Annotated in this window: 24 protein-coding genes and 1 pseudogene; 16 read left to right on the top strand and 9 right to left on the bottom strand. The window is 70.3% G+C overall.

What is annotated here, in order from left to right; all coding sequences use genetic code 11:
- Positions 1 to 69: 69 nt before the first annotated feature.
- From ACH35V_RS29940 to ACH35V_RS29930, 3 genes are all read right to left on the bottom strand, one after another.
- Entirely contained in the window at positions 70 to 969 is a 900-nt protein-coding gene (locus ACH35V_RS29940; RefSeq protein WP_395977329.1) for a glycoside hydrolase family 19 protein, read from the bottom strand.
- On the bottom strand, positions 966 to 1,487 hold the full coding sequence (locus ACH35V_RS29935; protein WP_395977327.1) for a lytic polysaccharide monooxygenase auxiliary activity family 9 protein: 522 nt from the start codon (positions 1,485 to 1,487) through the stop codon (positions 966 to 968). Before ACH35V_RS29935 ends, ACH35V_RS29940 begins: the two co-directional genes overlap by 4 nt.
- Positions 1,488 to 1,919: 432 nt before the next feature.
- Positions 1,920 to 2,378: an Lrp/AsnC family transcriptional regulator gene (locus tag ACH35V_RS29930; protein ID WP_395977325.1), complete on the bottom strand. Its 459-nt coding sequence runs from the start codon at positions 2,376 to 2,378 to the stop codon at positions 1,920 to 1,922.
- Positions 2,379 to 2,450: 72 nt separating this feature from the next.
- Between ACH35V_RS29930 and ACH35V_RS29925 the strand changes: the two genes are divergently transcribed.
- Positions 2,451 to 3,326, top strand: a complete 876-nt coding sequence (locus ACH35V_RS29925) for a phytanoyl-CoA dioxygenase family protein (RefSeq protein WP_395977323.1) — start codon at positions 2,451 to 2,453, stop codon at positions 3,324 to 3,326.
- A 168-nt stretch (positions 3,327 to 3,494) separates the two neighbouring features.
- Here the strand turns inward: ACH35V_RS29925 and ACH35V_RS29920 are convergent, their stop codons facing one another.
- Positions 3,495 to 4,136, bottom strand: coding sequence for a GNAT family N-acetyltransferase (locus ACH35V_RS29920; protein ID WP_395977321.1), 642 nt, complete (start codon positions 4,134 to 4,136; stop codon positions 3,495 to 3,497).
- A 40-nt stretch (positions 4,137 to 4,176) separates the two neighbouring features.
- Here ACH35V_RS29920 and ACH35V_RS29915 point away from each other — a divergent pair, with 40 nt between their 5' ends.
- Entirely contained in the window at positions 4,177 to 4,665 is a 489-nt protein-coding gene (locus ACH35V_RS29915; RefSeq protein WP_395977319.1) for a winged helix-turn-helix transcriptional regulator, read from the top strand.
- Between the two features lie 68 nt (positions 4,666 to 4,733).
- Here the strand turns inward: ACH35V_RS29915 and ACH35V_RS29910 are convergent, their stop codons facing one another.
- The gene (locus tag ACH35V_RS29910; RefSeq protein ID WP_395977317.1) at positions 4,734 to 5,309 is read right to left on the bottom strand and encodes a TetR/AcrR family transcriptional regulator; all 576 of its coding nucleotides are present in this window, start codon (positions 5,307 to 5,309) and stop codon (positions 4,734 to 4,736) included.
- An 86-nt stretch (positions 5,310 to 5,395) separates the two neighbouring features.
- On the opposite strand from ACH35V_RS29910, the gene ACH35V_RS29905 reads away from it, so the two are divergent.
- Positions 5,396 to 5,875 (top strand): hypothetical protein, encoded by a 480-nt coding sequence (locus ACH35V_RS29905; RefSeq protein ID WP_395977315.1) that lies wholly within the window; start codon positions 5,396 to 5,398, stop codon positions 5,873 to 5,875.
- Positions 5,876 to 5,882: 7 nt separating this feature from the next.
- Here ACH35V_RS29905 and ACH35V_RS29900 read toward each other — a convergent pair whose 3' ends face one another.
- Entirely contained in the window at positions 5,883 to 6,539 is a 657-nt protein-coding gene (locus ACH35V_RS29900; protein WP_395977313.1) for an alkylmercury lyase family protein, read from the bottom strand.
- Positions 6,540 to 6,817: 278 nt separating this feature from the next.
- On the opposite strand from ACH35V_RS29900, the gene ACH35V_RS29895 reads away from it, so the two are divergent.
- The 6 genes and pseudogenes from ACH35V_RS29895 to ACH35V_RS29870 form a co-directional block, all read left to right on the top strand.
- Entirely contained in the window at positions 6,818 to 7,258 is a 441-nt protein-coding gene (locus ACH35V_RS29895) for a hypothetical protein (RefSeq protein WP_395977311.1), read from the top strand.
- Positions 7,259 to 7,330: 72 nt separating this feature from the next.
- On the top strand, positions 7,331 to 7,420 hold the full coding sequence (gene kdpF, locus ACH35V_RS29890) for a K(+)-transporting ATPase subunit F (protein WP_395977309.1): 90 nt from the start codon (positions 7,331 to 7,333) through the stop codon (positions 7,418 to 7,420).
- Positions 7,420 to 9,087 carry a potassium-transporting ATPase subunit KdpA gene (gene kdpA, locus ACH35V_RS29885; protein ID WP_395977307.1) on the top strand — a complete coding sequence of 556 codons (1,668 nt, stop codon included), beginning with the start codon at positions 7,420 to 7,422 and terminating at the stop codon, positions 9,085 to 9,087. Before kdpF ends, kdpA begins: the two co-directional genes overlap by 1 nt.
- Complete coding sequence (gene kdpB, locus ACH35V_RS29880; protein WP_395977305.1) at positions 9,087 to 11,312, top strand: potassium-transporting ATPase subunit KdpB; 2,226 nt, start codon at positions 9,087 to 9,089, stop codon at positions 11,310 to 11,312. The genes kdpA and kdpB overlap by 1 nt, the downstream gene beginning before the upstream one ends.
- A 1-nt stretch (position 11,313) precedes the next feature.
- The gene (locus ACH35V_RS29875) at positions 11,314 to 12,231 is read left to right on the top strand and encodes a potassium-transporting ATPase subunit C (protein WP_395977303.1); all 918 of its coding nucleotides are present in this window, start codon (positions 11,314 to 11,316) and stop codon (positions 12,229 to 12,231) included.
- Positions 12,232 to 12,334: 103 nt separating this feature from the next.
- Positions 12,335 to 14,915 (top strand): annotated as a pseudogene (locus tag ACH35V_RS29870) (ATP-binding protein); the annotation flags it as partial.
- A 169-nt stretch (positions 14,916 to 15,084) separates the two neighbouring features.
- Here ACH35V_RS29870 and ACH35V_RS29865 read toward each other — a convergent pair.
- Positions 15,085 to 15,471, bottom strand: coding sequence for an SdpI family protein (locus tag ACH35V_RS29865; RefSeq protein WP_395977301.1), 387 nt, complete (start codon positions 15,469 to 15,471; stop codon positions 15,085 to 15,087).
- Positions 15,462 to 16,976 carry a TROVE domain-containing protein gene (locus ACH35V_RS29860; RefSeq protein WP_395977299.1) on the bottom strand — a complete coding sequence of 505 codons (1,515 nt, stop codon included), beginning with the start codon at positions 16,974 to 16,976 and terminating at the stop codon, positions 15,462 to 15,464. The genes ACH35V_RS29865 and ACH35V_RS29860 overlap by 10 nt, the downstream gene beginning before the upstream one ends.
- A 450-nt stretch (positions 16,977 to 17,426) precedes the next feature.
- Between ACH35V_RS29860 and ACH35V_RS29855 the strand changes: the two genes are divergently transcribed.
- From ACH35V_RS29855 to ACH35V_RS29830, 6 genes are all read left to right on the top strand, one after another.
- Entirely contained in the window at positions 17,427 to 17,600 is a 174-nt protein-coding gene (locus ACH35V_RS29855; protein WP_395977297.1) for a hypothetical protein, read from the top strand.
- A complete protein-coding gene (locus ACH35V_RS29850) occupies positions 17,597 to 18,406 on the top strand; it encodes a hypothetical protein (RefSeq protein WP_395977295.1) in 810 nt (269 codons plus the stop codon). The genes ACH35V_RS29855 and ACH35V_RS29850 overlap by 4 nt, the downstream gene beginning before the upstream one ends.
- A 28-nt stretch (positions 18,407 to 18,434) precedes the next feature.
- Positions 18,435 to 19,112, top strand: coding sequence for a winged helix-turn-helix domain-containing protein (locus ACH35V_RS29845; RefSeq protein WP_395977293.1), 678 nt, complete (start codon positions 18,435 to 18,437; stop codon positions 19,110 to 19,112).
- A gap of 505 nt (positions 19,113 to 19,617) precedes the next feature.
- Positions 19,618 to 20,313: a response regulator gene (locus ACH35V_RS29840; RefSeq protein WP_395977291.1), complete on the top strand. Its 696-nt coding sequence runs from the start codon at positions 19,618 to 19,620 to the stop codon at positions 20,311 to 20,313.
- A gap of 154 nt (positions 20,314 to 20,467) precedes the next feature.
- Positions 20,468 to 22,330, top strand: coding sequence for an APC family permease (locus ACH35V_RS29835; protein WP_395977289.1), 1,863 nt, complete (start codon positions 20,468 to 20,470; stop codon positions 22,328 to 22,330).
- Complete coding sequence (locus ACH35V_RS29830) at positions 22,327 to 22,551, top strand: hypothetical protein (RefSeq protein WP_395977287.1); 225 nt, start codon at positions 22,327 to 22,329, stop codon at positions 22,549 to 22,551. The genes ACH35V_RS29835 and ACH35V_RS29830 overlap by 4 nt, the downstream gene beginning before the upstream one ends.
- A 39-nt stretch (positions 22,552 to 22,590) precedes the next feature.
- Here ACH35V_RS29830 and ACH35V_RS29825 read toward each other — a convergent pair whose 3' ends face one another.
- Complete coding sequence (locus ACH35V_RS29825; RefSeq protein WP_395977285.1) at positions 22,591 to 23,184, bottom strand: RNA polymerase sigma factor; 594 nt, start codon at positions 23,182 to 23,184, stop codon at positions 22,591 to 22,593.
- 1,179 nt (positions 23,185 to 24,363) lie between these two features.
- Between ACH35V_RS29825 and ACH35V_RS29820 the strand changes: the two genes are divergently transcribed.
- Complete coding sequence (locus ACH35V_RS29820) at positions 24,364 to 26,325, top strand: DNRLRE domain-containing protein (RefSeq protein WP_395977283.1); 1,962 nt, start codon at positions 24,364 to 24,366, stop codon at positions 26,323 to 26,325.
- Positions 26,326 to 26,596: the final 271 nt, after the last annotated feature.

Raw genomic sequence — 26,596 nt, 5'->3', positions numbered from 1 at the left:
GTCCCTGAGACGAGACGAGTCGGCCCGCGCGCGGTGGTCGCCGCGCGCGGGCCGAGGGGCGGAGTCCGGTCAGCAGGTCAGGTTGGCGCCTGGCGGCACGCCGAGCAGGGTGGTGAACCGCTTGTAGGCGTCCACCCGGCTCTGCACCTGGGACGGGTTACCGCCGTTGCATTCCAGGCTGCCGTTGATGCTGCGGATCGTCTCGCCGAACCCGCGGCTGTTGACCATGGCGTCGTGCCCGGTCATAGTGCCCGGGCCCTTCTGGGTCATCCAGTACCACAGGGCGGATTTCCATGCCACCGCCGCGTTCCGCTCAACCTGCCAGGGGTCGTTGAGCAGGTTGATGCCGAGCGCGTCGCCGGCGGCCTTGTAGTTGAAGTTCCAGCTGAGCTGGATGGGCCCGCGGCCGTAGTAGGCCGCCTGGCCCGCCGGGCATCCGTAGGGCTGGGTCGCGTCGCAGTAATGCGGGTAGTTGTCCTTGTTCTGCTCCACGATGTGGACCAGCCCGCCGGTCTCATGGTTGACGTTGGCCAGGAAGGCGGCCGCCTCCTGCTTCATGATGGTGTCGCCTCCCGTGTTCGCGAACGCGGGGTAGGCGGACATTGCCTCGGTCAGACCCTGGTAGGTGTAGAAGGAGTTCCGGCTCGGGAACATCTGCCCGAACTGTGCCTCGCTCACCACGAAAGCGGAGTTCCCGGGGTCGCCGGGCTCGTCCGGAGGATCGCCGGCGCCGCATGTTCCCTGGTCGGCCCAGACGATCGTGCTGCCCGGAGCTTCGTTTTGCGTCCACCATTTCGCCGACCAGTTGTGCCCCCCATGGGAGACCTGGGCGCCACCGGTGTAGACGGACGAGGCGCTCCAGGCCGCCGAGCACTCGGCGGCGGCGGCGGACGACATCGGCAGGACGGCGGGCACCGCGCCCGCCGTCAGCAGCGCGGCCCCGAGCAGCGTGAGGATTCGGCGCGTCACGAGATGTTGACGTCGATGCAGGCGTAGAAGGCGTTGGGAGTGTCGCCGATGTTCCAGACGGCCAGGATCTTCTGGCGGCCGGACGCGCTGCCGAGGTTGACGTTGTGGGTCACGGTGGCCGGGGGCTGCTGCATGTTGCCGTCGACGGTGGCGACCTTCTGGCCGCCGACGTAGTACTCGTAGTTGAGGGTGCGGTGCCGGGCGGTGAACGTCCAGGTGAACGAGAGCGAGCGGCCGACGTTGGTGACCCTCCAGCCCTTGCTGTCGTTGTCGAGCTCGGCGAACCCGGCGTTGCCGCCGCTGCAGCTGCGCAGGCCCTTGGGGCCCTCGACGCTCTGCGGCTCGTACTTGATCGCTCCGCACTGGACGACGCCCTGCGCGCACTGCGCCTGGCGGCTCGGCGGCGCCGAGACGTAGCCGTGCGCGAGCGCGGCGGTCGCGGGGAGCACGACGGCGACGAGCGGGGCGATCGCGACGCCTGCGGTCGCGGCGGCGAGCTTGCGTCCTGTCTTCTTCATGCGGGGGGTCCTCGCGTTCTGGGGTGGGCTTGTGTGATCGCGGTCGGCGGCCGTGCGGGAGGGGGTCTGCCGGCTGTGCGGCTGCGGAAGTCGGCCCGGCGGGCGCCGGAGCCGGGGAGCGCCGCGGCTGCCGGACGGCACGGCCGCTTGCACGGGCGATGGAGGGGAGCGGGCCATATGTCACTCCATCTAACAGGAAACTTTCCTGTCTGGTGGCGGAACGTTAACCCCAAGCCCCGAGCCTGGGCAAGGCTTGCCGGGATTCCGGCCGTTCGTACGTCATAGAACGCGATTAGACCGTGTCATGTCACCGCAGGCCGGAAGGTGAACCGGTCCAAAGAATCCAGCGAAATTGGCAATTTCACCCGATTTTGCTGCGCACTACTGGGCAACATTCGCTCGATAGAGGCTGGCGCCGCCGACCGTGGGGGGTCAGGCCGGTGCCGTGATCGGGCGGCGGCGGTACTCGTACACCAGGTGTGTGGTGATCGACTGCACCGATTTCGCCGACGTCACCTTGGCCCAGGCGAAGGTGCGGAGATGCTCGGCCGACGGTACGGCGACGCGCAGCAGCACGTCGATCTCGCCGGACACGACGGTGGCGTCGAGCACGCAGGAATCATCCATCACCACGCTCAGGAAGCGCTCCACCACGTCCTCGCTCTGGGGACGCAGCCGGACGGCGATCATGGCCTGCATCGGCCGGCCGAGCGCGGCCGGGTCGATCTCCGCGGTGAACCGCTTGATCACGCCGCCGCGGACCAGGCGCCGGACGCGTTCGTGCGTCGTCGACTCGGCGGCGCCGATCCGCTTGGCCAGCTCGCGGTTGGTCAGCCGAGAGTTCTCCTGCAGAGCGACGATAATCTCCAGGTCAGCCCGTGACAGTTCCATACATCACCTGCTTTTCCCGAGAGAGTTTCGGATGATCACAGATGGCGGCGAAGGTACCGTAGCTTTCGCCGTATGCACCCGATCATCGCCTGGGACGAGCCCGGCGCCGCGCGTGAACGCTTTCACCGCGACGGGTTCGTCGTCATGGAACCCGTCTTCACGCCCGACCAGTGCCGATGGGCGCGCGACCGCCTCGCGGGGCTCTTCGCGGGCCGCTTCCCGACCGGGATCTATCCGGACGAGTGGTATTGGCGGGAAGGGCTGAGTCTCCCCGACGCGACGCGTCACATGGCCAACGCATGGAAGTCCGACCAGGTCATCGCGTCGATCGTCCAGGCGCCCTGGGTCGGCGATTGGATCGCCTACGTCACCGGATGGCCCGGGACGCGCCTGGGCCAGGACACGATCTGGATCAAACCCCCGCTCGCGCGGGCGTCGGCGCTGCACCAGGACAACTCCTTCGTCGGCTTCCTGGCGCCGGCGACGATGAGCACCTGCTGGATGACGTTCGACGACACCCGCGCCGACGCGGCGACGATCGAGTACGTTCCCGGCTCCCACCGCTGGCCGACCGTCCCGCTGCCGGCCGACTTCCACGATCCCGGCGACCACCGCGCACGGATGCGGGCGTCCGCCGCCGCCGCGGGAGTCGCGGATCCCGCCGTCGTCCAGCTCGAAGTGCCCGCGGGCACGATCGTCTTTCACGACGGCAACGTGTGGCACGGGGCGGCCGCCTCTCAGCGGGCCGGGACGGCGTGGCGCCATACCTTGGCGGCGCACGTCCTGCCCGTGGACGCGCGCTTCACCACCGCATCGGGCGGCTACATCTACCGCCGCTACCAGCTACCCGATGACGATTCGCTCCACGACGCCTTCTTCCCGCCCTATCCACGACCGGATCCCCGGCCAGGCCGCCCCTGGCTCCCGGCGCTCGCGTCCACGTCCTGAACGGCTGATTCCGGTGCGCCCGCCGAAGGGCCGTCACCCGGCCGGACCCGCCAGAGGGCCGGCGGACGGGAACGCGCGGCGGCCAGCCGGGCGAGAAGCGCCGGCTTGACGGTCGGCCATTCGGCGGCGATCACCGCGAACATGGCCGAGTCGCGGACCTCGCCCTCCTCAGCCGCCGCGCACCCACGACACGGACCAGGCGCGCAGGACGCCCTCGAACGGGATGCCGAGTCGCTCCAGGGCGCGGCGGCTGCGGTGGTTGCGAGCGTCGGTCTTCAGGTCGACGCGGGTGACGCCGAGCGTCTCGAACGCGTGCGACAGCAGCAGCAGCTTCGCCTCGGCGTTGATCCCGGTGCCCTGCGCCGAGGCGGCCAGCCAGGTGAAGCCGATCTCGATCGCCCGCAGTTCCGGCCGATCCGGCCACGTGCGCGGATCCCACAGGCCGGTGCATCCCACCGCCTTCCCGTCGGCGGTCCGGACCTGCGCGAACGGGGTCAGCCCGTCGCGCGCGAGCTGGGCCGCGAGGTAGTCCGGCACCTCGGCGCCGCGAGGCACCAGCGTGAAGCCGCAGGACGACCGGTCCTCCTCGGCCGCCGCCGCGAGATCCGGCGCGTGCCGCATCGCCAGCGGCTCCAGCCGCACCAGATCACCGGCAAGAACGGGCACGTCAAGCCGGACGTTCATCAGCTTCCCCTTCGTCAGCGGGATGGCCTTGCCGTGCTGCCAGGCCAGGCCCCCGAAGACCGTCCTGGACGCTCGTGGCGATGATCGCTCCGGTTCGCCGGAGGTAAGTTCTCTAGAGAGACTCACCCTAGGACAGTCAGTTCAGTACGGCAACTAACATGGGGGCATGCGCCGTACCCGCTTCGACACCTGGCACTGCTCGATCGCTCGCACCGTCGATCTCGCCGGCGACTGGTGGACTCCCCTGGTCATGCGCGAGGCGTTCTACGGCGCCCGCCGTTTCGAGGAGTTCCAGCAGCGGCTCGGCCTGAGCCGCAACGTCCTCACCCAGCGCCTGGAGCGCCTCGTCGAGGAGGACATGCTCGACCGCGTCCCCTACCAGGAACGCCCGGTCCGGCACGAGTACCGGCTGACGGAGAAGGGCCGCGACTTCTTCACGGTGCTCGCCGCGATGATCCGCTGGGGCGACCGCTGGCTCTCCGATCCCAACGGACCGCCCATCGAACTGCACGACCGCGCGACGGGCCGTCCGATCGACATCGAGGTGGTCGACGCGAGAACGGGCCGTCCGGTCGACGTCCGCCAGATCGTCGCGACGCCAGGCCCGGGCCTCCCCGACGACCTGGCGAAACTCCTCCGCGAAAGAATGCAGTGAATCACCGGCGGCCGCCTCACCGCTGATCGAGGTGGACGTGCGCGCGAGTTCCCTGAACGGGGTGTCCTTCACGCGTTGCGGGGGCGGTCGAGCAGCAGGTCGGCGGCGTGGGCGAGAACCTGGGCCCGGGTACGGCCGCCGTGGTCGGCGGCGAGGAAGTGCTCGCCGATCGCCGCGCAGAACGCGAGCAGGCTGCGGGCCTCGACCTCGTCGGCGTCGGCGCAGAAGGCGCCGATCACCTCGCGCAGCAGCGCCATGCGCCGGTTGTCGACCCGCCGCAGGCGCGCGGCGACCGCCGTGTCGCGCCGCGCCCAGTCCCGGATCGCGAGGTCGATGGGCAGCAGGCGGTCGCTGGAGAAGGTGAGCCCGCCCGCACGCTGGATCTTGGTCTTCGGGTCGCCGCCCTCGCGCTCGACGCGGTCGATCACGTCGTCGACGCTCTCCCGCTCCCAGCCGTCCAGCATCGCCTCCAGCAGCGCGTCGCGGTCGGCGAAATACCCGTAGAACCCGCCTTTGGTGACACCGAGCCGCTTTGCCAGCACCTCGACGCGGACGGAGTCCGGACCGCCGGCGGCCAGCGCCCGCAGCCCCTCCTCGATCCACCTGTCACGCGGCGTGCGAGTCGCGCCCACGATGTGCCCCACCTCACCTCTCCACCGCATATACGCCACCGTATATATCGCCTAACCTCTATCTATACGCTACCGTATACATGAATGGAGACCGTGAAATGGCCGCCGGCCTGGTCGACAGAACTGTGGGGACGGACGACGTCCCGCGCCCCGTCCGCGCTCTCAGCTCGTTGTCCGACATCGACTACGTCGATTTGTTCACCCTCACCACCGACAGGGACGCGCCGCCGGAGCAGTGGGCCCGGACGATGTTCGGCGACACTCCCACCCTCGCGGAACGATTCATCTGGCGCGTCCTGCTCGGCCTGCGGCTCGCCAAGGGGCGATCACCGGACACCGTGGCCGGATGGCAGATCACCGGACGCGGCGAGAACTGGATCCGGCTCGAGGCCGCTTCCCGGTCCCTGACCGGCAACCTTCTCGTCCAGGCGGCCGACGGTCGCGTTTCGCTGGCGACCTTCATCCGCTACGACCGGCTCCCCGGCCGTCTCCTGTGGTCACCGCTGTCCGCCGTCCACCGCCGACTGGCCCCCGGCCTGCTCCATGAAGCGGCGGCAAAGATCCGCCCGCCTCAATAGCGCCAGGCTACGGCAGCTTCCAGAACGAGCCTGTGAGGCCGCATTCATCGAGAAGACGCTGGTTGTGCTCGCGGCTGTGCGGTCGGAACTCTGGGTCCAGGCGGTCGCCGTACCACGGCTCTGCCAGTCGCCAGACGGTCGTCGCGTCAGCGACATAGCCGCGGCCCGGCGCGTTGTTCGTCGTCCATTGCCCGGCGTGCCCGCGGTCACAGAACATGCGGATCATCGTGCAAGTGCTGACCACGTCGTCCCACCACTCCTGAGCGGGCCGCGGAAAGCGGACCGCGAGCTCCCGTGGAGGCGGAATCTCCGGGCCGGCCTGAAAACTGATCGGGGTTCCGCACTGCGGACATGCCGTGTCAACACGGACGTCCAGATGAAGAGCGGCGCTGATGCCGAACGAATCCCACGCGCATCCGCCCCACCAGCGGCGGTCGTCATACCCGTCCAGCGGAGTCACCGTGAACGCCATGGGCGCCGACGTGAACGGGTGCGCCATCCGCACCGCATCCCCATCAGGCGTCAAGACCAGAGCATGGGCCTCCGCCAGGTCGCGCAAGGCCCCCTGAACTGCGTCGACACTGCTCCGCGTCCTGCGCGCCAGCTCGGCCGCCGACGGCGCGCGCCCCTCCGAAGCGAACGTCCCATAGACAAGCTCGCGCACCCTCCGCGAATCCGTCGGCGTAACCAATGGCGTCTCCTCCTGTTGTGCTCGATTTCCACACTAATCGTGAGCCGCGCCGACGCCCTGTCGCAGCGACCTCAAGCCCCGAACTAGGCCCAGCATCGCCGAAGCCCTGTCGTCGTTGGTGTCAGGGACGCGTTAAAAAGCGGGGGCGGGGCGTTAAGAAACCGTCAAAGGGGCTTATAGCGGCAGCTAGCAGGCGTTTTACTCCTGTTGGTCTCGTGAACGGGGCCGTGCGATGTCGGGGAGGGGGTGTGATGAGTCGTCTGGAGCAGATCGCGTTTCCGCTGGCCGGCGGGGCGCTGTGCGTGTTCGTCGGCGCGGTCGTTCTCAAGGACGCGCCTTGGCAGGCCGGGTTCGTGGCGGTCGCGGTCGCGGTGGTCGGCTGGGGGCTGCGTGCACCGGTCGTGGTCGGCGGTGTGCTGGGGACGGTGGCCTGGGCCATGGTGACCGGATTCGACGTCGTGAAGACGGGAAGTCTCGCGCTGACCGGGCCGGACGACGCGCTCCGCGCGGGGCTGCTGGTGGGGTGCGGGCTGATGGCACGTCCCACCCTGCACGTCATGGGCGGTCAGAGTTGCCGTCCTTGGGTGACGCCGCGCTCGGTGCCGCCCGCGCGTGGTCTCCGGCCGGCGGTGCGGTCGCGGGCCGTCTCGGCACGCGGCCATTCGGTGAATGAAGGAAAAGGCGATGTCTGACGCGATTTTCGTCCTGCTGACGCTGACGGTGTTCGTCCTGCTCGGCCTATTGGTGAAGGGCGTGGGAAAACTGTGACCGCCGAGAACGTGGTGGGTCTGGTTCTGGCATTCGGGCTGATCGTCTTCTTGGTCGTCGCCCTTCTCTATCCGGAGCGATTCTAGTGAGTTCGACTGTCGCGGGGATCCTGTTCATCGGGTCCCTCGTCGCCGTGCTGGCGGTGGTCTACCGCCCGTTCGGGGATTACATGTACCGCGTCTACAGCGGCCGTTCGCATTGGCGGGTGGAGCGCGGGGTCTACAGGCTGGTGGGCGTCCGGGCGGACGCCGAGCAGAGCTGGGCGGCCTACGCCCGCAGCGTGCTGGCGTTCTCGGTGGTCGGCATCCTGTTCCTGTACCTGCTGCAGCGCCTGCAGAACAGGCTGCTGCTGTCGATCGGCATGGAGCCGGTGAAGTCGGACGGCGCCTGGAACACCGCGGTCAGCTTCGTCACCAACACGAACTGGCAGTGGTATTCGGGCGAGTCCACGATGAGCCATCTGACGCAGATGGCCGGACTGGCGGTGCAGAACTTCGTATCGGCCGCGGTCGGGATGGCGGTGGCCATCGCGCTGGTGCGCGGGTTCGCGCGCAGGAAGAGCGATCACCTGGGCAATTTCTGGGTCGATCTGACCCGCGGCAGCGTGCGGATTCTGCTGCCGATCGCGTTCGTCGGGGCGGTGCTGCTGATCGCGGGCGGCCTGGTGCAGAACTTCTGGGACCCGGGCGACCACGTGGTCGAGACCCTCGTCGGCGGGCAGCAGACGATCACCGGCGGGCCGGTGGCGAGCCAGGAGGCCATCAAGGAGCTGGGGACCAACGGCGGCGGGTTCTACAACGCCAACTCCTCGCACCCGTTCGAGAACGGCACCGCCTGGACCAACTGGATCGAGATCTTCCTCATCCTGCTGATCCCGTTCTCGCTGCCCCGCGCCTTCGGCCGGATGGTGGGCCAGAACCGGCAGGGCTACGCGATCGTGTCGGTGATGGCGGTGATCGCCGTGGCGAGCATGGTGGTGACGCAGGTCTTCCAGCTCATGCACCACGGGACCGTCCCGACCGCGGCCGGCGCGGCCATGGAGGGCGTCGAGACCCGCTTCGGGGTGTCGAACTCGGGCGCGTTCGCCTCGGCGACGACGCTGACCTCGACCGGGGCGGTCGACTCGTTCCACGACTCCTACACCAGCATCGGCGGCGGGATGCTGCTGTTCAACATGATGCTGGGCGAGGTCGCGCCCGGCGGTGTCGGCGCGGGCCTGTACGGGATGCTGGTGCTGGCGGTGATCACGGTGTTCGTCGCCGGGCTGATGGTCGGCCGGACCCCGGAGTACCTGGGCAAGAAGATCGGCGCCCGTGAGATCAAGCTGGCGTCGATGTACTTCCTCGTCACCCCGGCCCTGGTGCTGGCGGGCTCGGCCGTGGCGGTCGCCACCGGCTGGGGCCGCGAGGGGATGGCGAACACCGGCGCGCACGGGCTGAGCGAGGTGCTGTACGCGTTCACCTCGGCGTCCAACAACAACGGGTCGGCGTTCGCCGGGCTCACGGTCAGCTCGGTGGAGTACAACACCGCGCTCGGGCTGTGCATGGCGTTCGGCCGGTTCATCCCGATCATCCTGGTGCTCGCGCTGGCGGGCTCGCTGGCGCGGCAGGGCACGGCGCCCGAGTCGGACGGCACCCTGCCCACCCACAAGCCGCAGTTCGTCGGGCTCGTCGTCGGGGTGACGTTCATCCTGGTCGCGCTCACCTTCCTCCCGGCGCTCGCGCTCGGGCCGCTCGCCGAAGGAATCCACTGATGCCCACCCAGACGCTTCAGGCGCCCAGTTCGGCGCCGCAGCCGCCCGCGAAGAAGGACGGTCGCGCGCAGGGCGGCCTGTTCGACCCGGCGATGCTGGCCCGGTCGCTGCCGGACGCGGCCCGCAAGCTGGACCCGCGCACCCTGTGGCGCAACCCCGTCATGCTGATCGTCGAGGTCGGCGCGGTGTGGACCACGGTGCTCGCGGCGCTGGACTCCAGCGTGTTCGCCTGGCTGATCACGGCCTGGCTGTGGCTGACGGTGCTGTTCGCCAACCTGGCGGAGGCGGTGGCCGAGGGCCGCGGCAAGGCCCAGGCCGACTCGCTGCGCAAGGCCAAGACCGACGCGGTCGCGCGCCGCGTGCTCGGCTGGACGCCGGGCCAGGCCAGGCCGCGCGAGGAGAACGTCGGCGCGACCGAGCTGCGGCAGGGCGACCACGTGGTCGTCGAGGCCGGGCAGATCATTCCCGGCGACGGGGACGTCGTCGAGGGCATCGCCAGCGTGGACGAGTCCGCGATCACCGGCGAGTCCGCCCCGGTCATCCGGGAGTCGGGCGGCGACCGGTCCGCGGTCACCGGCGGGACGAAGGTGCTGTCGGACCGGATCGTCGTGAAGATCACCCAGCGGCCGGGCGAGTCGTTCATCGACCGGATGATCGCGCTGGTGGAGGGGTCGAGCCGGCAGAAGACGCCGAACGAGATCGCGCTGAACATCCTGCTCGCCGCGCTGACGGTCATCTTCCTGCTGGCGGTCGCGACGCTGCAGCCCATGGCGATCTACTCCAAGGCCGGCAACCCCGGCGTCGCCGACTCGCTCGCCCTCGACGGCGCGGGCGTCACCGGCATCGTGCTGGTGTCGCTGCTGGTGTGCCTGATCCCGACGACGATCGGCGCGCTGCTGAGCGCGATCGGCATCGCGGGGATGGACCGGCTCGTCCAGCGCAACGTGCTCGCCATGAGCGGGCGTGCGGTGGAGGCCGCCGGCGACGTGAACACGCTGCTGCTGGACAAGACCGGCACCATCACGCTGGGCAACCGGCAGGCGGCGGAGTTCCTCCCGGTGAGCGGCGTGGCGGAGGCGGAGCTGGCCGACGCGGCGCAGCTGTCCAGCCTGGCCGACGAGACGCCCGAGGGGCGCTCGGTCGTGGTGTTCGCCAAGGAGCGGTACGGGCTGCGCGAGCGCACTCCGGGCGAGCTGTCGCACGCGACCTGGGTGCCGTTCACCGCGCAGACCCGGATGAGCGGCGTCGACCTGGACGAACTCGGCGACGGCGTCCCGGATCGGCTGCCTGTGGGGGGACGACCCCCCACACCCCCCGGAACCGACCGCTGGCTGCGCAAGGGCGCGGCCGCTGCCGTGGCGGACTGGGTCAGGGAGCGCGGCGGGAACGTTCCGGCCGAGCTGAGCCAGATCGTGGACGGGGTGTCTGCTTCGGGCGGCACACCCCTCGTGGTCGGCGAGCAGTCCGGGGAGACCGCGCGCGTGCTGGGCGTCATCCACCTCAAGGACGTCGTGAAGGCCGGGATGCGGGAGCGGTTCGACGAGATGCGCCGGATGGGCATCCGCACCGTGATGATCACCGGCGACAACCCGCTCACCGCCAAGGCCATCGCGGACGAGGCCGGGGTGGACGACTTCCTCGCCGAGGCCAAGCCCGAGGACAAGCTCGCGCTGATCAAACGCGAGCAGGACGGCGGCCGGCTCGTCGCGATGACCGGCGACGGCACCAACGACGCGCCCGCCCTCGCGCAGGCCGACGTCGGCGTCGCCATGAACACCGGCACCTCGGCCGCCAAGGAGGCCGGGAACATGGTCGACCTGGACTCCGACCCGACCAAGCTCATCGAGATCGTCGAGATCGGCAAGCAGCTGCTCATCACGCGGGGCGCGCTGACCACGTTCTCCATCGCCAACGACATCGCCAAGTACTTCGCGATCATCCCGGCGCTGTTCGTCTCGCTGTTCCCCGGGCTGGACGCGCTGAACGTCATGCGGCTGCACAGCCCGCAGTCGGCGATCCTGTCCGCGGTGATCTTCAACGCGCTGGTCATCGTCGCGCTGATCCCGCTCGCGCTGCGCGGGGTGAAGTACCGGCCGTCCGGCGCCTCGGCGCTGCTGAGCCGCAACCTGTCCGTCTACGGCCTGGGCGGGATCATCGCCCCGTTCATCGGCATCAAGCTCATCGACCTGCTCGTCCAGTTCCTTCCGGGGATGGGGATGTCCTGACATGCGTGTTCCGAATTGGTTCCGGCAGCACCTGGCCGCGCTTCGCGCGCTCCTGGTCTTCACGGTGCTGCTCGGCGTCGTCTACCCGCTCGCCGTCTTCGCGGTCGGACGCCTGCCCGGCCTGCACGACGACGCCGACGGCTCGCTGCTCAAGGTCGACGGGAAGACCGTCGGGTCGTCGATCATCGGCCAGTCGTTCACCGACGAGAACGGGGACCCGCTCAAGCAGTACTTCCAGAGCCGTCCGTCCAACGCGGGCGACGGCTACGACCCGACCGCGACGGCGGCGAGCAACCTCGGCCCCGAGGACATCGTCGACGTCCTCCCCGACCCGAAGCTCACCGCGGCGGGTAAGGACGACGAGAACGCCAAGCAGAGCCTGCTCACGCAGGTCTGCGAGCGCGGCAGGTCGGTCGGCGAGTTGGAAGGCGTGGACGGCTCCCGGCCCTTCTGCACCGGCGGCGGCGTGGGCGCGGTGCTGGCCGTCTTCGGCGACCGCACCACCGACGGCAGGGTCCCGCACCCGACCCGGGTGGTCAGCGTGAACGAGCAGGAAGGCGTGGTCAAGGCGCCCTTCGTCCCGTCCTACAACGGTGTGCGGGTCGAGCTGGCGAAGTACGGCGCGGACTACGGCAAGGGGCTGATCGTGCCCGTCAAGGGCGGCGCGCCGACCACGCCGGCCGTCCCGCCCGACGCGGTCACGGCCAGCGGCAGCGGACTGGACCCGCACATCTCACCCGAGTACGCGGCGATCCAGGTGGGTCGCGTCGCCGAGACCCGCGGGATCACCGCCGGTCAGGTCACCGAACTGGTCGAGGCCAGCACGACCGGCCGGGCGCTCGGGTTCATGGGGGAGCGTGCGGTCAACGTCCTGGAACTGAACGTCGCGCTCGACCAGCGGTACCCCGTCCGCCGCTGACCTCGACGAGGCGCACGATGAACGGTGCCGGACCGCCCCGTACACGACGGGGCAGTCCGGCACCGCTAGCGGCCCCGGTGGGCGCACGCGGAAGAAAGGTGTGATGGGCCGAGGACGGTTGCGGGTGTATCTCGGGGCGGCGCCCGGGGGCGGCAAGACCTACGCCATGCTCGCCGAGGGCGGCCGCCGCGCCGCGCGGGGGACCGACGTGGTCATCGGCTACGTGGAGACCCACAACCGGCCCAAGACCGCCGCGCTCATCGAGGGCCTGGAAACGGTTCCGCGCAGGACGCTGAGCTACCGCGAGACCACCTTCACCGAGCTGGACGTGGACGCGGTCATCGCGCGGGCGCCGCAGGTGGCGCTGGTGGACGAGCTCGCCCACACCAACGTCCCCGGCAGCCGCAACGCCAAGCGCTGGCAGGACGTCGACGAGATCCTCGACGCCGGCATCGACGTCATCACCACCGTCAACGTCCAGCATCTGGACTCGGTCAACGACGTCGTCGAGCAGATCACCGGCGTCCCGCAGCGCGAGACCGTCCCCGACGAGGTGGTGCGCCGCGCCGAGCAGATCGAGCTGATCGACATGACGCCGGAGGCGCTGCGGCGGCGGATGGCGCACGGCAACGTCTACGCCCCCGAGAAGATCGACGCCGCGCTCGGCAACTACTTCCGGATCGGCAACCTCACCGCGCTGCGCGAGCTGGCGCTGCTGTGGCTGGCCGACAAGGTCGACGACCAGCTCGACCGCTACCGCGCCGACCACGACATCCACCGGACGTGGGAGGCGCGGGAACGGGTCGTCGTCGCCCTCACCGGCGGTCCCGAGGGCGAGACGCTGATCCGCCGCGCCGCCCGCATCGCCGACCGCACCAAGGGCGCCGACGTGCTGGCCGTGCACGTCACCCGCAGCGACGGCCTCACCGACGCCGACCCCGCCAACCTCACCCGGCAGCGGGACCTGGTGGAGAGCCTGGGCGGCAGCTACCACCAGGTCGTCGGCACCAACGTGCCCGACGCCGTGCTCGACTTCGCGGGCGGGGTCAACGCCACCCAGCTCGTGCTGGGCGCCTCCCGCCGCGGCCGGCTGGCGCAGCTGTTCTCCCGCGGCGTCGGCGTCACCGTCACCGCGCGGTCCGGGCCGATCGACGTCCACCTGGTCACCCACGAGGAGGCGAACCAGGGCCACCGCTGGAAGGCGCTGCGGGAGAGCTGGGGCGTCCCGGCCCGGCGGCGCAACCTCGGCTTCGCCGCGGCCGTGACCGTCCTGCCGCTGCTGGCGCTCCTGCTGGACCGGCTGGACGACACGGTCTCCCTCACCACCGAGATCCTGGTGTTCCAGGCCGGGGTGGTCGTGGTCGCCCTCATCGGCGGCCTGCTCCCGGCGCTGTTCGCCGCCATCGCGGGCACCCTGCTGCTCAACTACTACTTCACCGACCCCCGGCACACGTTCATGATCAGCGACCCGGAGGTGATCTTCCAGCTCGGGGTCTACGTGGTGGTCGGGGTGATGGTCAGCACGATCGTCGACCGCGCCGCCCACCGCGCCCGGGAGGCGGCCCGCGCCCGCGCCGACGCCCAGGCGCTGTCCACCCTGGCCGGGGACATCCTGCGCGGCGACGGGACGGACCCGCGTCCGGACGGCCGCCGTGCCCCGGGCACCGCCCCGGGCGCCCTGGACGGCATCCTCGAACGGCTCCGGGAGACCTACGCGCTCACCGTCCGTGACCCTGCTCGAACGCGACCCGGACGAGCCCGACACCCCCGTCACCAAACGCGACCCGGACGCCTGGAACGTCGTCGCCAACGTCGGCGGCGAACCCTGTACGTCCCCGGCCGCCGGCGAGACCGACATCCTCGTCGACGACACGCTCGCCCTCGTCCTGCACGGCCGTACGCTTCCCGCGTCCGACCGGCGCGTGCTGGAGGCGTTCGCCGCCCAGGCCGCCGTCGCGCTGCGGCAGCGGCGGCTGGCCGAGACCGCCGAGCAGGTCCGGCCCCTGGCCGCCGCAGACAAGATGCGCACCGCCCTGCTGAACGCCGTCAGCCACGACCTGCGCACCCCGCTCGCCTCCGCCAAGGCCGTCGTGGACAGCCTGCGCAGCCCCGACGTGACCTGGAGCCCGCAAGATCGGGAGGAGCTGCTCGAAACCGCCGCGCAGTCCCTGGACCGGCTCGACCGGCTCGTCGCCAACCTCCTCGACATGAGCCGCCTTCAGGCCGGGTCGCTGGGCATCTCGCTCCGCAAGGTCGCCGCCGAGGACATCGTGCCGCGCGTCCTGGCCGACATGGGCCCGGCCGAGGTCCAGATCGGCATTCCCGAAGGACTGCCGGAGATGACGGCCGACCCGGCCCTCCTGGAACGGGTGCTGGCCAACCTGCTCACCAACGCCGTCCGCTACAACCCGCCGGGCGAACCGCTGCTGGTCACCGCCAGCGCCCACGCCGACCGGATCCAGCTGCGCGTCATCGACCGCGGCCCCGGCATCCCGCCCGAGAACCGCGACCGCGTCTTCGAGCCCTTCCAGCGGCTCGGCGACCGCGACAACACCACCGGCGTCGGCCTCGGCCTCGCGCTGGCCCGCGGACTCGCCGAGGCCATGGACGGCTCCATCGCCATCGAGGAGACCCCGGGCGGCGGGCTCACCATGGTCCTCGACATGCCCGCCTCCCGCGCGACGCCTCCCGCCGGCCGGTCCCCGTCCGGCGAGCACGACGTCGACCCCGCGATGCTCGACCAGGTCGCCGCCTGGCGGGACCGCCTCGGCGACCACGGCGAAGGGCAGCAGGAGCGGCCATGCTACGAACCCTGACCCGGGGCAGGGCCGCCGCCGCAGTCAGCGGCCGCGTTCAGCGGCCGCGGTCGTGCGCATCGCGGCGGGAGTCCGGGTGGCCGGTCCGCCGTCCGAGCGCCGCGACGCCGCTCGCCGCCGCGACGACCAGCAGGATCACGGTGAGCAGCACGCCCGCCCCGCAGAGCGCGGCGGTGACCGGCGCCGGGGGCCCGGTGAGCAGCGCGGCGGCGAACAGCAGGTCGGCCATCCCCGCGGCGAGGACCCAGGGACCCGCCGCCTGGTGCGCGACGTGCCAGGCGGCCGGGTCGGCCAGGGTGCGGCGGGTCCGGATGCCGAGGAGGTGGTTGGGCGGCAGCCGTCCGGTGAGGGTGAGCCATCCGGTGGCCAGCAGCAGCCCGGCCGTCCACGTCATCAGCACGGCGGGCAGGTGGTTCATCGCCATGACCGGGCCTCGATCAGCGGGATCGCCTCGAAGGCGGCGTCGGTGAGCCCGGCGAAGACATGCCTGGGCGCCGGCGACGGGGGCCCGGCGGTGCTCGCCACGTTCCAGATGTAGGACGGGACGGCGGCGGGCAGCGCGTCCACGGGGCTGCCCGCGTCCCAGGCGGAGCCGTCGGGCTCGTCGGTGATGACGGCGACGCGGTCGTGCCCGCGGTAGCAGGCGTCGACCACCGCGGCGGCGTTGCCGTCGCCCATCTCCCGGAACCGCGCCGCGACCTCGGCCGGACCTTCTCCGCGCCTGAAGGGCACCCGGGTGTGCGCCGTGCCGAACTGCACCAGGTCGGCGTGTTCGGCCCGCAGCGCGATCGCGGCTCCGAACGCGGCGGCCTGGTCGGCGACGGTCACCGAGGAGTCCCGGGTCACCTGGGTGAACATGGACGCCGAACGGTCGACGAGGATCAGCGTGCGGCCCGGCAGCGCGGGGACCCGGTTCAGCGCGGTCCCGGCGGCCCGCTCCAGCGCCCCGTCCCAGCGGCGGGACCGGGTCGCCCGCGCTGCGGCCAGGATTTCCAGCGGCAGCACGCCGGCCCGCGCGGCCAGGTCCTCGTCGGCGAGCCCGGCCGCCACCGTCGCGGCCGTGTGGTCGTCCAGTCCGGCCTCGTCGAAGGCGCGCAGGGCGCGCAGCCGGTCCCGGTAGCCCATGAGGGGGAGGACAGCGGCCCAGGCGTCGGCGTCCAGCGGGCGGCCCAGCCACCCGGCGATCCTGTCCCAGGTCATCGCGGCGCGCTCCAGCACGTCCAGCGCGCCGGGCCCGCGCAGGACCCGCGCCCGCTCCTCCTGCGGCAGCCGGTACAGAGCGGCCTGCGCGCCGAGCGTCGGCAGCGACGCCGGGACGTCGACCGCCGACCGGCGGCGGGAGAGCAGGATGTGCCGGAACAGATCCGCCTGAGCCGCGTTGGCCGGGGCAGGGTGCGTCATCTTCAGGACGTCGGCGAAGCGAACCCCGCCACCCCGCCCGTCGTGCGCGATCACCGCGCCCCCGTCGTGGACGATCATCGCGCGCTCGTCGTACAGGTCGCGGACGGCGTCGGCGATCCCGCGCTTGACCGGCTTGGGGACGGACCGGCCGTAGCGGCGGAACCAGTACCCGAGCATGCGGCCGGGCTCGTCCGCCCGCCGCAGCACGCCGCTGATCACCTGCCGGTTGCCGCCCGAGGTGAACAGCCCCGCGGCGAGCCGCGCCCGCACCAGCTCGACGGCGGCGACGAGGGCGACCGATCGCAGGCCGTCGTCCCGTTCCGCCGTCCAGTCGATGAGGCCGCAGAGCCAGCCGTCGTCGTCCAGCGCCACCCGCGCGGCGCGCTCGGCGAACCCGTCGCCGGCGGTCTCGGGGAACTGGTCGCGCGCGGTCAGCCCGTGGACGGCCAGCAGGAACAGTTCCGCTTTGTCGTCCCTGCCCGACTCGGTCAGAGCCGGCAGGGCGACCCCCTGACGGGGCTTGCTCATGGTCAACACTTCCTTCTGCGGCCGAAGCGCGCTGTGTGTTGCCGTGGCAAGTGGAGGTCCTCCCGAGAAATGGCCACGACCAACTCGTGACCGCCCCATCGGCGTCAATCGCCGGGCTCGCACCGGGAGGAGCCGCCGTCCCAGGCCACGGCAGGGGGATACCGGCCTAGGGGACGGGATTTCGGTGGCAGCGGGCAAGCGGTGACGAGAAATGAGACACCGTCACCGCCCCCTTGTTTTGAATGCAGCTTGCCACCGACCACTCTGCGGCGCCGGACCGGACGGCGCAAGAGAATTGACGAGACATTAACGCGCTAAGAAACCGTCACGGCCATTGGCGCCCTTGTGTGGATGGGTTGGTGTTAAGAACGCGTTGAAATTCGCCGGTGCCGCGTATGGATGGCGTATAAGGCGTTCCAGTGAAGCGGCCTCCGGCGCGACGATGGCGCCATGCGCACGAACGAGACCCGCCCCGCCCTTCTCCGGGACGCGCGGCGGAACCCGCAAGAGCCTCCCGACCGCGTCGCCGCCCTCACGGTCACCGCACTCAGGATCTTCGCGTTCCTGTCACTGGTCGCGATGCTGACGATGGTGCTGGTGCAGTCCATCGGGGGAGAGGGATGAGTACGGCACCGGACGACCGGGACACCAGAGCCACCCTTCTGCGCCTGCTCGCCGACGGCGTCGAACGCGGCATCGACTGGTACGCGCCAGAGGACGACCGGTTCGCCGACCTGGTGGCCCGGCTGGCCGTCACCGACGGCCCCTGGATCCTGCGCTGCATCACCTGGATGCGTGCTCACCAGGCGCTGGCGCCCGCCGCGATCGTCGCGGCGGCCGAGGTCGTGCGGGCACTCCTGCGGGAGGGAGGGACGGGCACCGGCGTCAACCGCCGGCTCATCGCCCTCGTCCTGAACCGCGCCGACGAACCCGGGGCCATGCTCGGCTACTGCCTGACCCGCTACGGCCCCCTGCCCAAACCGATCCAGCGCGGGATCGCCGACGCCGCCGGGAAGCTCTACACCGAGGAATCGGCCGCCGAATTCGACGTCCCAGGCCGAGGACCGCGGTTCGGCGACGTCCTTTCCATCACCCATGCCCGGCCCGACAGCAACCAGCAGGCTGCCCTGTTCCGCCGGCTGCGAGAGCACCGCGGCGAGCTGACACAGCCGGTCTCCTCCTCGCCTCCGCCCGCGGATCCCGAACTGGCGAAGCTCCTCACCAACGCAGCACAGACCACCCACCTCCCGCCGCCCGACCCGCCGCCCGACCCGTCGCCCAGCCCGTCGTCCGGTCGGTCGCCCGGCCCGCCGTCTGGCCCGTCGGACGGCCCTTCGCCCGGCCCTTCGCCTGGCCCTTCGCCTGGCCCGTCGGCCGGTGCGGACGGCCATCGCGCCGCGATTAGGCGGCGGTCGGCCGCGAGCGGGTGAGCGGAGGCGACCGGGCGCGGAGTGGGCGATGATGCGGGTGCTGCTGGTCAGCGGTTCGCCGCGGACCCTGACGACGCTCCGTCCCGACCTGCGCGCCGGGCACTACGACGTGCACGTCGTACCGGACACCGGGCAGGGCGCCGGCCGCCCCGCCGACTGGCGTCCCGACGTGGTCCTGCTCGACTTGGGACCGTCCGGCGTCGACGGGGTCGAGTCGGTCCGCGGGCTGCGCGACTGGACCGAGGCCGCGATCATCGTCCTGTCCGGCTGGGCGCGCAGCCGGGACAAGGCGGCCGCCCTCGACGCCGGCGCCGACGACTATGTCACCGAGCCGTACGGCGTGGACGAACTGCTGGCCAGGATCCGCGCCATCAGCCGCCGGACGTCCGCCGCACCGACGACCCGGACCGTCCGGCTGGGGCCGTGGCTCGTCGACCTCGTCCGCAAGACCGTCACCGGTGACGACGGGCGGAAGGCGCACCTCACCCCGACCGAATGGAGCATCCTCGAACTGCTGCTCCGCAAGCCCGGCGAACTCGTCCCGCACCGCATGCTGCTGACCGAGATCTGGGGAGCCGACCATGCCGATCGCACCGTCTACCTCCGGGTCTACCTCCGGACGCTGCGCCGCAAGCTGGAGGCGGCCCCGTCCAGCCCACGACACCTGATCAACGAACCGGGCCTGGGATACCGCTTCGACCCGTAACCGCCGAGCGCCGAGCGCCGAGCCTTCCGCCCGCTGGCCGAACACCGAAAATGGTGCTGATGAATGGTCCTGCTTCATTCCGTCGCGGGGACGGTCAAGGGCCTCGGGCATCGTGCCGCACGGGGTCGGGACGGTCGCGGGGCAGCCGCAATGGCCGTCCGGGCCGAGCCGAGGGCTTCCGCCCCAAATGCGGGGCCGCCTATTCCTGCACGCCGAACCTGAGGCTGGGGGCGCTCATTGAATCCGCCCGCGTTCTCTGGCCTTTCTGAACATCTACGGAAGCAGCGCCGCTCTCGGGCGTCGGACGGGTGGCGCGTCAGGATGGCGTCAATATTTCGGGTGACGGCGTAGAGAACGCGTATACGACCACCACCCCAGCTGAATTCTCACCTTACGGTGAGGCTGTGGATGTGTTCGAGGAGCGCGCATCCGCAGCACCTGAAACCGCGGCCCGATAAGCCGCCGAAATGCGGAGGCTCCCAATGGATCACTTGGAATCGGCCGCATGGCGGGGCGGACGTCCATGACCCGGGTCCTGGTGGTGGACGACTCGCCGCAGCTGCTGGCGACACTCCGGCTCAACCTGCGGGCCCGCGACTACGAGGTCGAGGTCGCGCCGAACGGGAACCGAGCCCTCACCGGCGCCGCGGAGTGGCGCCCGGACGTGGTGATCCTCGACCTCGGGCTGCCCGACCTGGACGGCATCGACGTCATCCACGGCCTGCGCGGCTGGTCTGCGGTGCCGATCATCGTGCTGTCCGGCCGGACCGGCAGCCGCGACAAGGTCGCCGCCCTGGACGCCGGCGCCGACGACTACGTCACCAAGCCGTTCGGCATCGACGAACTGCTCGCCCGGATCCGCGCGATCACCCGCTGGGCGCCCGCCGAGGAGGCGCCGCCGACGGTGGACGTCGGCCGCCACTCCGTCGACCTGGCCGGGAAGATCGTCCATGGCCCGGACGGCACGCGGGTCCACCTCACCCCGACCGAATGGGGCCTGCTGGAGGTCCTGGTGCGCAACCCCGGCAAGCTGATCACGCACCGGCGGCTGCTCGCCGAGGTCTGGGGCCCGAAGCACGTCAGCGAGACCAACTACCTGCGCGTCTACCTGGCCACGCTGCGCCGCAAGCTGGAGGACGACCCCGCACGCCCAAGGCATCTGGTCACCGAACCCGGCATGGGCTACCGCTTCGACCCCTGACCCCCGGACCCCGGCCCCCTGTCCCCTGACCCCTGGACCTCTGCCCCCTGACCCCCGGACCCCTGACGCCCGGGCCTCTGCCCCTTGGCGCCCTGCCCGGCGCCCCCGACCCCTGGCGCCTCGCTCAGAACCCGTTTGACCCTCAGGAGAACGAATGAGAATCCCCCTCGTCCGCGGCGATGAGCCCGCAAAGGACGCCGCAGAGGAACCCCCTGATGCCGGGGAACGGCACCGGCTGAGCGTCGTAGGCGGGCTGGCCGCCCTGTCCCTGGACGCGATGGCGTCGGTGGCCTACGGGCCGGAGGCCATCGTGCTGGTGCTGGCGCTCGCCGGGGGCGCGGGCATGGGCTTCACGCTGCCGGTCACGCTCACGATCGCGGCGCTGCTGACCGTCCTGACCCTGTCCTACCGCCAGGTGATCGCGGCGTTCCCCGAGGGCGGCGGCGCCTACGGTGTCGCCGGACGGTATCTGGGCCGCCGCGCCTCACTCGTCGCCGCCGCCTCGCTGATCATCGACTACGTGCTCAACGTGGCGGTCTCCGTCGCCGCCGGGGTCGCCGCCCTGACCTCGGCCTTCCCCGAGCTGCTGCCGCACACCCCGTGGTTGTGCCCGGCCGTGCTGGCATTGATCACCTTCATCAACTACCGCGGCATCGCCTACAGCGCGCGGATCTTCATCGCCCCCACGGTCGTCTACGTCGGCGCGATCGTCCTGGTCATCGTGATCGGACTGCTGCGCGAACAGCCGGTCACGTCCGAGCACGCGGCTGCCGCGCAGGCGGACGGGCTGCAGACGGTCGGCGTGCTGCTGTTGCTCAAGGCGTTCGCCAACGGCTGTGCCGCGCTCACCGGGGTGGAGGCCATCGCCAACGCCGTCCCGTCCTTCCGCAGGCCGCGGGTCAAACGGGCGCAGCGCGCCGAGGTCGCCCTGGGCGCGCTCCTGGCGGTGATGCTGATCGGCATCGCGCTGCTGATCGAGCGGTTCTCCATCCGCCCCGTGGAGGGCGTGACAGTGCTGTCGCAGGTCACCGAAGGGGCCGTCGGACACGGCGCCGGGTTCTACGTGGTGCAGTTCGCCACCGTGGCCCTGCTCGCGCTGGCCGCGAACACCTCCTTCGGAGGGTTGCCCGTCCTGGCCCGGCTGCTGGCCGCCGACCACCACCTGCCGCACCTGTTCGCGCTACGCGCCGAACGGCAGGTCCACCGCTACGGGATCGGCTTCCTGGCCGTCACCTCGGCGCTGCTGCTGGTGGCCGCGCGCGGCGACATGAACACCCTGGTCCCGCTGTTCGCGATCGGGGTTTTCGTCGGGTTCACCCTGTCGCAGACCGGGATGGTGCGGCACTGGCTGGCGGACCGGCCGCGCGGCTGGCGGCACCGGGCCCTGCTCAACGGGTTCGGCGCGCTGCTCACCGGTGTCGCCGCGGTCGTGGTGACGATCTCCAAGTTCACCGAGGGCGGCTGGCTGATCCTGGTCGCGCTGCCCGCGCTGGTCGTCCTCATGGAACGGATCGGCCGCGCCTACGGGCGGATCGGAGACCGGCTCGAACTCGGCCGCACGCCCCGTCCGCCCCGGCCGCGCAGGTCCGTGGTCGTCGTGCCGATCGGCGGGGTCAGCGACCTCACCCGCCAGGCCCTCGCCGCCGCGCTCAGCCTCGGCGACCGGGTGGTCGCCGTGCGGGTCGTCCACCCCGAGGACGCCGACGACCAGCGGCGGTTCCTGACCGAATGGGAGGCATGGTCGCCGGGCGTGGAACTCGTCCTGCTGCACGACGACCGGCTGCGGCTGGTCGAACCGATCGTGCGGTACGTCCGGGACGCAAGCCAGCAGCACGTATTCGTGGTCATTCCCGAACTGGAGCCCGAGCACCTCTGGCAGCGCGTCCTGCAGAACCAGCGCGGCGCCGTCCTCGCCCACGCGCTCCGCCGCGACACCGACGCCGTGGTCTGCCGCTTCCGCTTCCGCCTCGCGCCACTCACCGAACCAGTGCCCGCCCACCAGTCGGCGACCACGTGAACTACCGCGACGAGACCGCGGTCTGGTCGACGTCATGTTCCCTTGTCGCGTCGTCCGGGGCCGCGCCGTCCTTATTCCTCGCCATCTTGAACGCCTACCGGATCTGGTCCCGCAGGTCCTCCAGCGCCACGTTCGACACCTCCATGAGCGTCGCCGATCCGGTCTTTGGCGCGGGCATCGATGCGGAGGGACCGCGGAATATGGCGAAGTTCAGGATCTAGCAATAGGCGTCACGTAGGGGCCTGATTGGTGCTGTCTGGTTACGGTGTGAGACCGATTTGTTGGGCGTGGTGGGTGAGTTTGCGGAGTCCGCGGTAGGCGGCGGTGCGGATGGCGCCGGGTTCTTTGCCGAGGATGTGGCCGGCTTCGATCGTGCTGAAGCCCAGGACGTTGCGTAGGAGGACGGCTTCGGCTTCGCTGCGGGGCAGCGTGGTGATGAGGAGTAATGCCGATTGCCAGGCGATGCGGTTGAGGACGTCGGTTTCCGTGTCGTGGTGGGTGGAGTGTTCGGTGAGTTCGTGGATTGGGATGTGGGTTTGGGGTTGTCGTTGTTGGTGGCGGAGGTGGTCGAGGGCGCGGTTCCGGGCGATGGTGACGGCCCAGGAGCGCCATTTGTGCCAGGTGCCGTGGAAGGTGGGCAGGTCGCGTCCGATTTGGAGCCAGGTTTCTGAGGCGATGTCTTCAGCGTCGGTTCGGACGAGTGTGCGCAGGTAGCGCAGGAGGCGGGGGTTGAGGTCGTCGTAGAGGAGCTTGAATGCGTGCTGGTCTCCTTGCCGGGCTGATTTCAGTGCCCAGGTGAGGTCTGGGCGGTCGGGTGAGTGGTCGGGTTCGTCGCAGACGGGGCTCGTGATCACCGCGCGGTGTGGGGGTCGCGCGTGCCCGGTCGCGGTGGGTGCTGGGACGTGGCGGCCTGCTGTCCAAGGGTCAACGGGCATGGTGCGGAGCAGCCTTGCTGCGGGGGAGGGCGGACGGCTAGCGAGTTAGAGCGCGATGAGCGGTGCCGTTGGTGGTCCGTGGCGCGGTGGTGGCGCTGAGGTGGTGGCTGCCGCCGTATCTGGCGTTTCGCCTTCGCGGTCGGCGGTGATGTCGCGGCGTGCCGAATGCGTCGCCGGGACGGAGCCGCTGATGACCTGGGGCTTTCCTGGTGGAGGACGACGGCCCGCACGCAGCCGGCCCACCCAACCGACGACTTCGGCTACGACGGCAACCAGGTTCTCGTCGGCGGATTGACCGCCGCCGCTAACGGACGAGCCGAGGCCAAGCTCCGTCTGCGGCACCGCCCCAGAGCGGTGACTGTGTTTATCGACAGGGTCGAGGAGGCCGGCCGTGAGTGCGGTGGTCATCACCGTGGTCGGCAGGCGAGACCTCACGTTCGTGTCCTCCCGTTGAGTTGGGCAACGGCCGGTCATTCGATGCGCCCACTTTCCCTGAATCGAAAAGTTGACCTGTCCGGGCAACCGGTACGTCCAGGTTTTAACACGGGACTCTGACTTTGATCTATTGCCGGATTGGCCCGATTGTCCGGCCGGTTCTGATGCGGGGATCCGGTCCAAGCGGTCTAGGCCGAGGCCGCAGGCACGAAGGGTAGCTATAGCCCGCTCTGTTTTGGCATGTCAGGGCACTTCTCAAGAAATCTCTCAGAATCGACGTGACGTTCACCCATGGGGTGTCGCTTACCTATGCAGACGATCGCGCGATCACAGTGGCCGATGTCGGCATCCCTGGTGACAGGGGTTGACAGAGATTATCCGACCGTGCGTCGTCTCACCGGGAGTCGTCGCTTTCGGTGGCACCTTGTGATGTGCCCGGGGGAGCGCGTCCTTCAGTGCTGTATTGGAGGTTGGATGAGCTTCCCCGACAGTTCCTGACTACCTGCTAAACGGCGATTCTGCCCGTCTTCTCGTTGTAGCTGCACCGCCGTGCGGTGGTGCCGTCACGTCTGAATCCAAGGTCTTCGTGTGCGTGTTTGTGCTGCCCGGAGATCTGCCTTGCTGTGCGTTTCTCCGGATTGCGGCCGTCGAACGTCGTGCTCGGTGGCCGGGCGAGAAGGGACCTTTAAGGTGAGCAGGTTTCGCAGGCTCCTGGCAGGAATCATGGTTGTGGTTCTGGCGCTCGCGTTGGCGCCGCCGGCAAGAGCCGAGCAGCGCCCGGCCAATGCTGAGGCGTCCGCGCCTGGGGACGGGTGGAAACCGGAGAGCAAGCGCAACGCATGGGACCGGTTCAAGGGTCTGTTCGGTGATGACGAGCCCAAGTCGCGCAAGCTGGCGGCCGTGGGCGTGCCACGCAACGACCCGATGCCGCCCAGCGCAAAGGCGGCACCGGCCAAGCGGGTCAAGGAGCTGACGGGCCGCCGGACGGCGAACGCCAAGGTGTTCGAGTTGTCGGACGGGCGGCTGCAGAAGGAGCTGTCGGCGGTCCCGAGGCACTACCGCGGCAAGGACGGCGACTGGCACGACATCGACCCGCGGGTCAAATCCACCGACCGCAAGGGTTTCGTCTACGGCAACCAGACCAACACCTTCAGCAGCTTCTTCGGCACCCGCCCCGATGAGCTGGTCACTTTTGACGCAGACGGGGCGAGCCTGACGCTCGGCACCCCGCAGACCAACCAGGCCAAGTCGGCCAAGCCGAAGGCCGATGGCAACGCGGTCAATTACCAGGATCTGCTCGGCGGCGGTGCGGACCTGTCGTATGAGGTCGTCCAGGACGCGCTGAAGGAGAAGATCGTCCTTGCCGCGCCGCCTAGCAACGGCAGCTATGCCTTCACGGTTAAGCCGGACGGGGTGCGGGCCTGGCAGCGTCCAGACGGGGCGATCGCGTTCTACAAGGGCGATTTCGACGGCCGTCCGGTGTTCGTGATGCCCAAGCCGTTCATGTACGACTCGGCGCCGGACGCCTCATCCCCCTACGGGGCGGCGTGGTCCCCAAAGGTCACCCAGTCGATGCGGTGGGACGCCAAAACCGGCCTGCTGCACATCACCGTCCAGGCCGACAAGACCTGGTTGAACGACGCCAAGCGCAAGTACCCGGTGGTGATCGACCCCACCATCAAGATCGCGCCGACCCCGACCCAGTCGCAGGACACCATGATCTCCTCCGACGGCCCGGACCAGAATTACGACGACAACTGGCGGTTGTCGGTCGGCACGACCAACTCCGGCAAGTCCCGCGCGCTGCTGAAGTTCCCCCTCGGCGAGATCCCAGCCGGGACCAGGATCGACTCGGCACAGCTGCAGCTGTACTACGACCAGAACCACACCAGCAGCACCAACCCGGTCACCCTGGAGGCGCGCCGAGCCACCCAAGCATGGGACGAGACGACCGCGACGTGGAACAGCGCCAACGGGATCGTCGGTGAGCTGAGCGGTAACACCGAGCAGGTCGACGACGGCGACCCGGGCAAGACCGCCGCGACCGGGTCCTGGCCGTATTCGGGCAACCCCACCACCACCCAGGCCGCGATCAACCACGACTACCCCTACAACAACGACGCGGCCGCCGGGGACAAGTACACCTGGGTGCCCACGCTGACCGAAAACGGCACCTACCGCGTCGAAGCCCACTACGTCGAGGCGGCCGACCGCGCCACCAACGCCCCCTACACCGTCACCTACAACGGCGGCACCCAGACCTACCCGATCAGCCAGTACCACGCCACCGAGACCAAGGGCGTGTGGAAGACGCTGGGCAGCCGCCCCTTCACCGCCGGCACTACCGGCAAGGTCACCCGGGGGACGTGGCAGGCAAGGCCGTCGTCGCCGACGCGGTCCGGCTGTTCAAAGAAGGCACCGCCGTCCGTCCGGCCAACGATGGCGCCTCGCGCTGGCATGCGTTCTCCGTCCGGGACACCGTCCAGCATTGGCTGGACGGCTCTCAGCCCAACCACGGGTTCGTGGTCAAGGCCCGCGACGAGAACACCCTCGGACAAGGCGGCCCACGCTACGAGGGCAGCCTGTTCTTCTACAACGGCGAGACCGCGACCTACCCCAGACTGACGGTCACCTACGGTCGTCCGGGCGTCGAGGTCGCCGCGCCGACCACCATCCACGCCACCGGCGCCGAACTGGCCTGGCCCGCCTACACCGACCCGTCGACCTCCGGCGACGACGACATCGTCGAGTACCAGGTGCACCGCTCGGTGTGGCAGACCTTCACCCCGTCCCAAGCCACCCTCATCGCCCCGGTGCCGTCCGGTACCCGGTCCTATACCGACACCACCGCGGAGCCGACACCGGCCGCCAGCAGCGACCCGTTCGGCAACTCCTA

Source organism: Actinomadura sp. 1N219 (assembly GCF_044326405.1).
In the GTDB taxonomy this organism is placed as follows: Bacteria; Actinomycetota; Actinomycetes; order Streptosporangiales; family Streptosporangiaceae; genus Spirillospora.
This window is presented reverse-complemented; position numbering and strand designations above follow the sequence as displayed.

Excerpts from the sequence above, each read along its gene's own strand:
- ACH35V_RS29935 (WP_395977327.1), bottom strand. The coding sequence starts at position 1,487 with ATGAAGAAGACAGGACGCAAGCTCGCCGCCGCGACCGCAGGCGTCGCG.
- ACH35V_RS29930 (WP_395977325.1), bottom strand. The coding sequence starts at position 2,378 with ATGGAACTGTCACGGGCTGACCTGGAGATTATCGTCGCTCTGCAGGAG.
- ACH35V_RS29925 (WP_395977323.1), top strand. The coding sequence starts at position 2,451 with ATGCACCCGATCATCGCCTGGGACGAGCCCGGCGCCGCGCGTGAACGC.
- ACH35V_RS29915 (WP_395977319.1), top strand. The coding sequence starts at position 4,177 with ATGCGCCGTACCCGCTTCGACACCTGGCACTGCTCGATCGCTCGCACC.
- ACH35V_RS29905 (WP_395977315.1), top strand. The coding sequence starts at position 5,396 with ATGGCCGCCGGCCTGGTCGACAGAACTGTGGGGACGGACGACGTCCCG.
- ACH35V_RS29895 (WP_395977311.1), top strand. The coding sequence starts at position 6,818 with ATGAGTCGTCTGGAGCAGATCGCGTTTCCGCTGGCCGGCGGGGCGCTG.
- kdpB (WP_395977305.1), top strand. The coding sequence starts at position 9,087 with ATGCCCACCCAGACGCTTCAGGCGCCCAGTTCGGCGCCGCAGCCGCCC.
- ACH35V_RS29875 (WP_395977303.1), top strand. The coding sequence starts at position 11,314 with ATGCGTGTTCCGAATTGGTTCCGGCAGCACCTGGCCGCGCTTCGCGCG.
- ACH35V_RS29865 (WP_395977301.1), bottom strand. The coding sequence starts at position 15,471 with ATGGCGATGAACCACCTGCCCGCCGTGCTGATGACGTGGACGGCCGGG.
- ACH35V_RS29860 (WP_395977299.1), bottom strand. The coding sequence starts at position 16,976 with ATGAGCAAGCCCCGTCAGGGGGTCGCCCTGCCGGCTCTGACCGAGTCG.
- ACH35V_RS29855 (WP_395977297.1), top strand. The coding sequence starts at position 17,427 with ATGCGCACGAACGAGACCCGCCCCGCCCTTCTCCGGGACGCGCGGCGG.
- ACH35V_RS29850 (WP_395977295.1), top strand. The coding sequence starts at position 17,597 with ATGAGTACGGCACCGGACGACCGGGACACCAGAGCCACCCTTCTGCGC.
- ACH35V_RS29845 (WP_395977293.1), top strand. The coding sequence starts at position 18,435 with ATGATGCGGGTGCTGCTGGTCAGCGGTTCGCCGCGGACCCTGACGACG.
- ACH35V_RS29840 (WP_395977291.1), top strand. The coding sequence starts at position 19,618 with ATGGCGGGGCGGACGTCCATGACCCGGGTCCTGGTGGTGGACGACTCG.
- ACH35V_RS29835 (WP_395977289.1), top strand. The coding sequence starts at position 20,468 with ATGAGAATCCCCCTCGTCCGCGGCGATGAGCCCGCAAAGGACGCCGCA.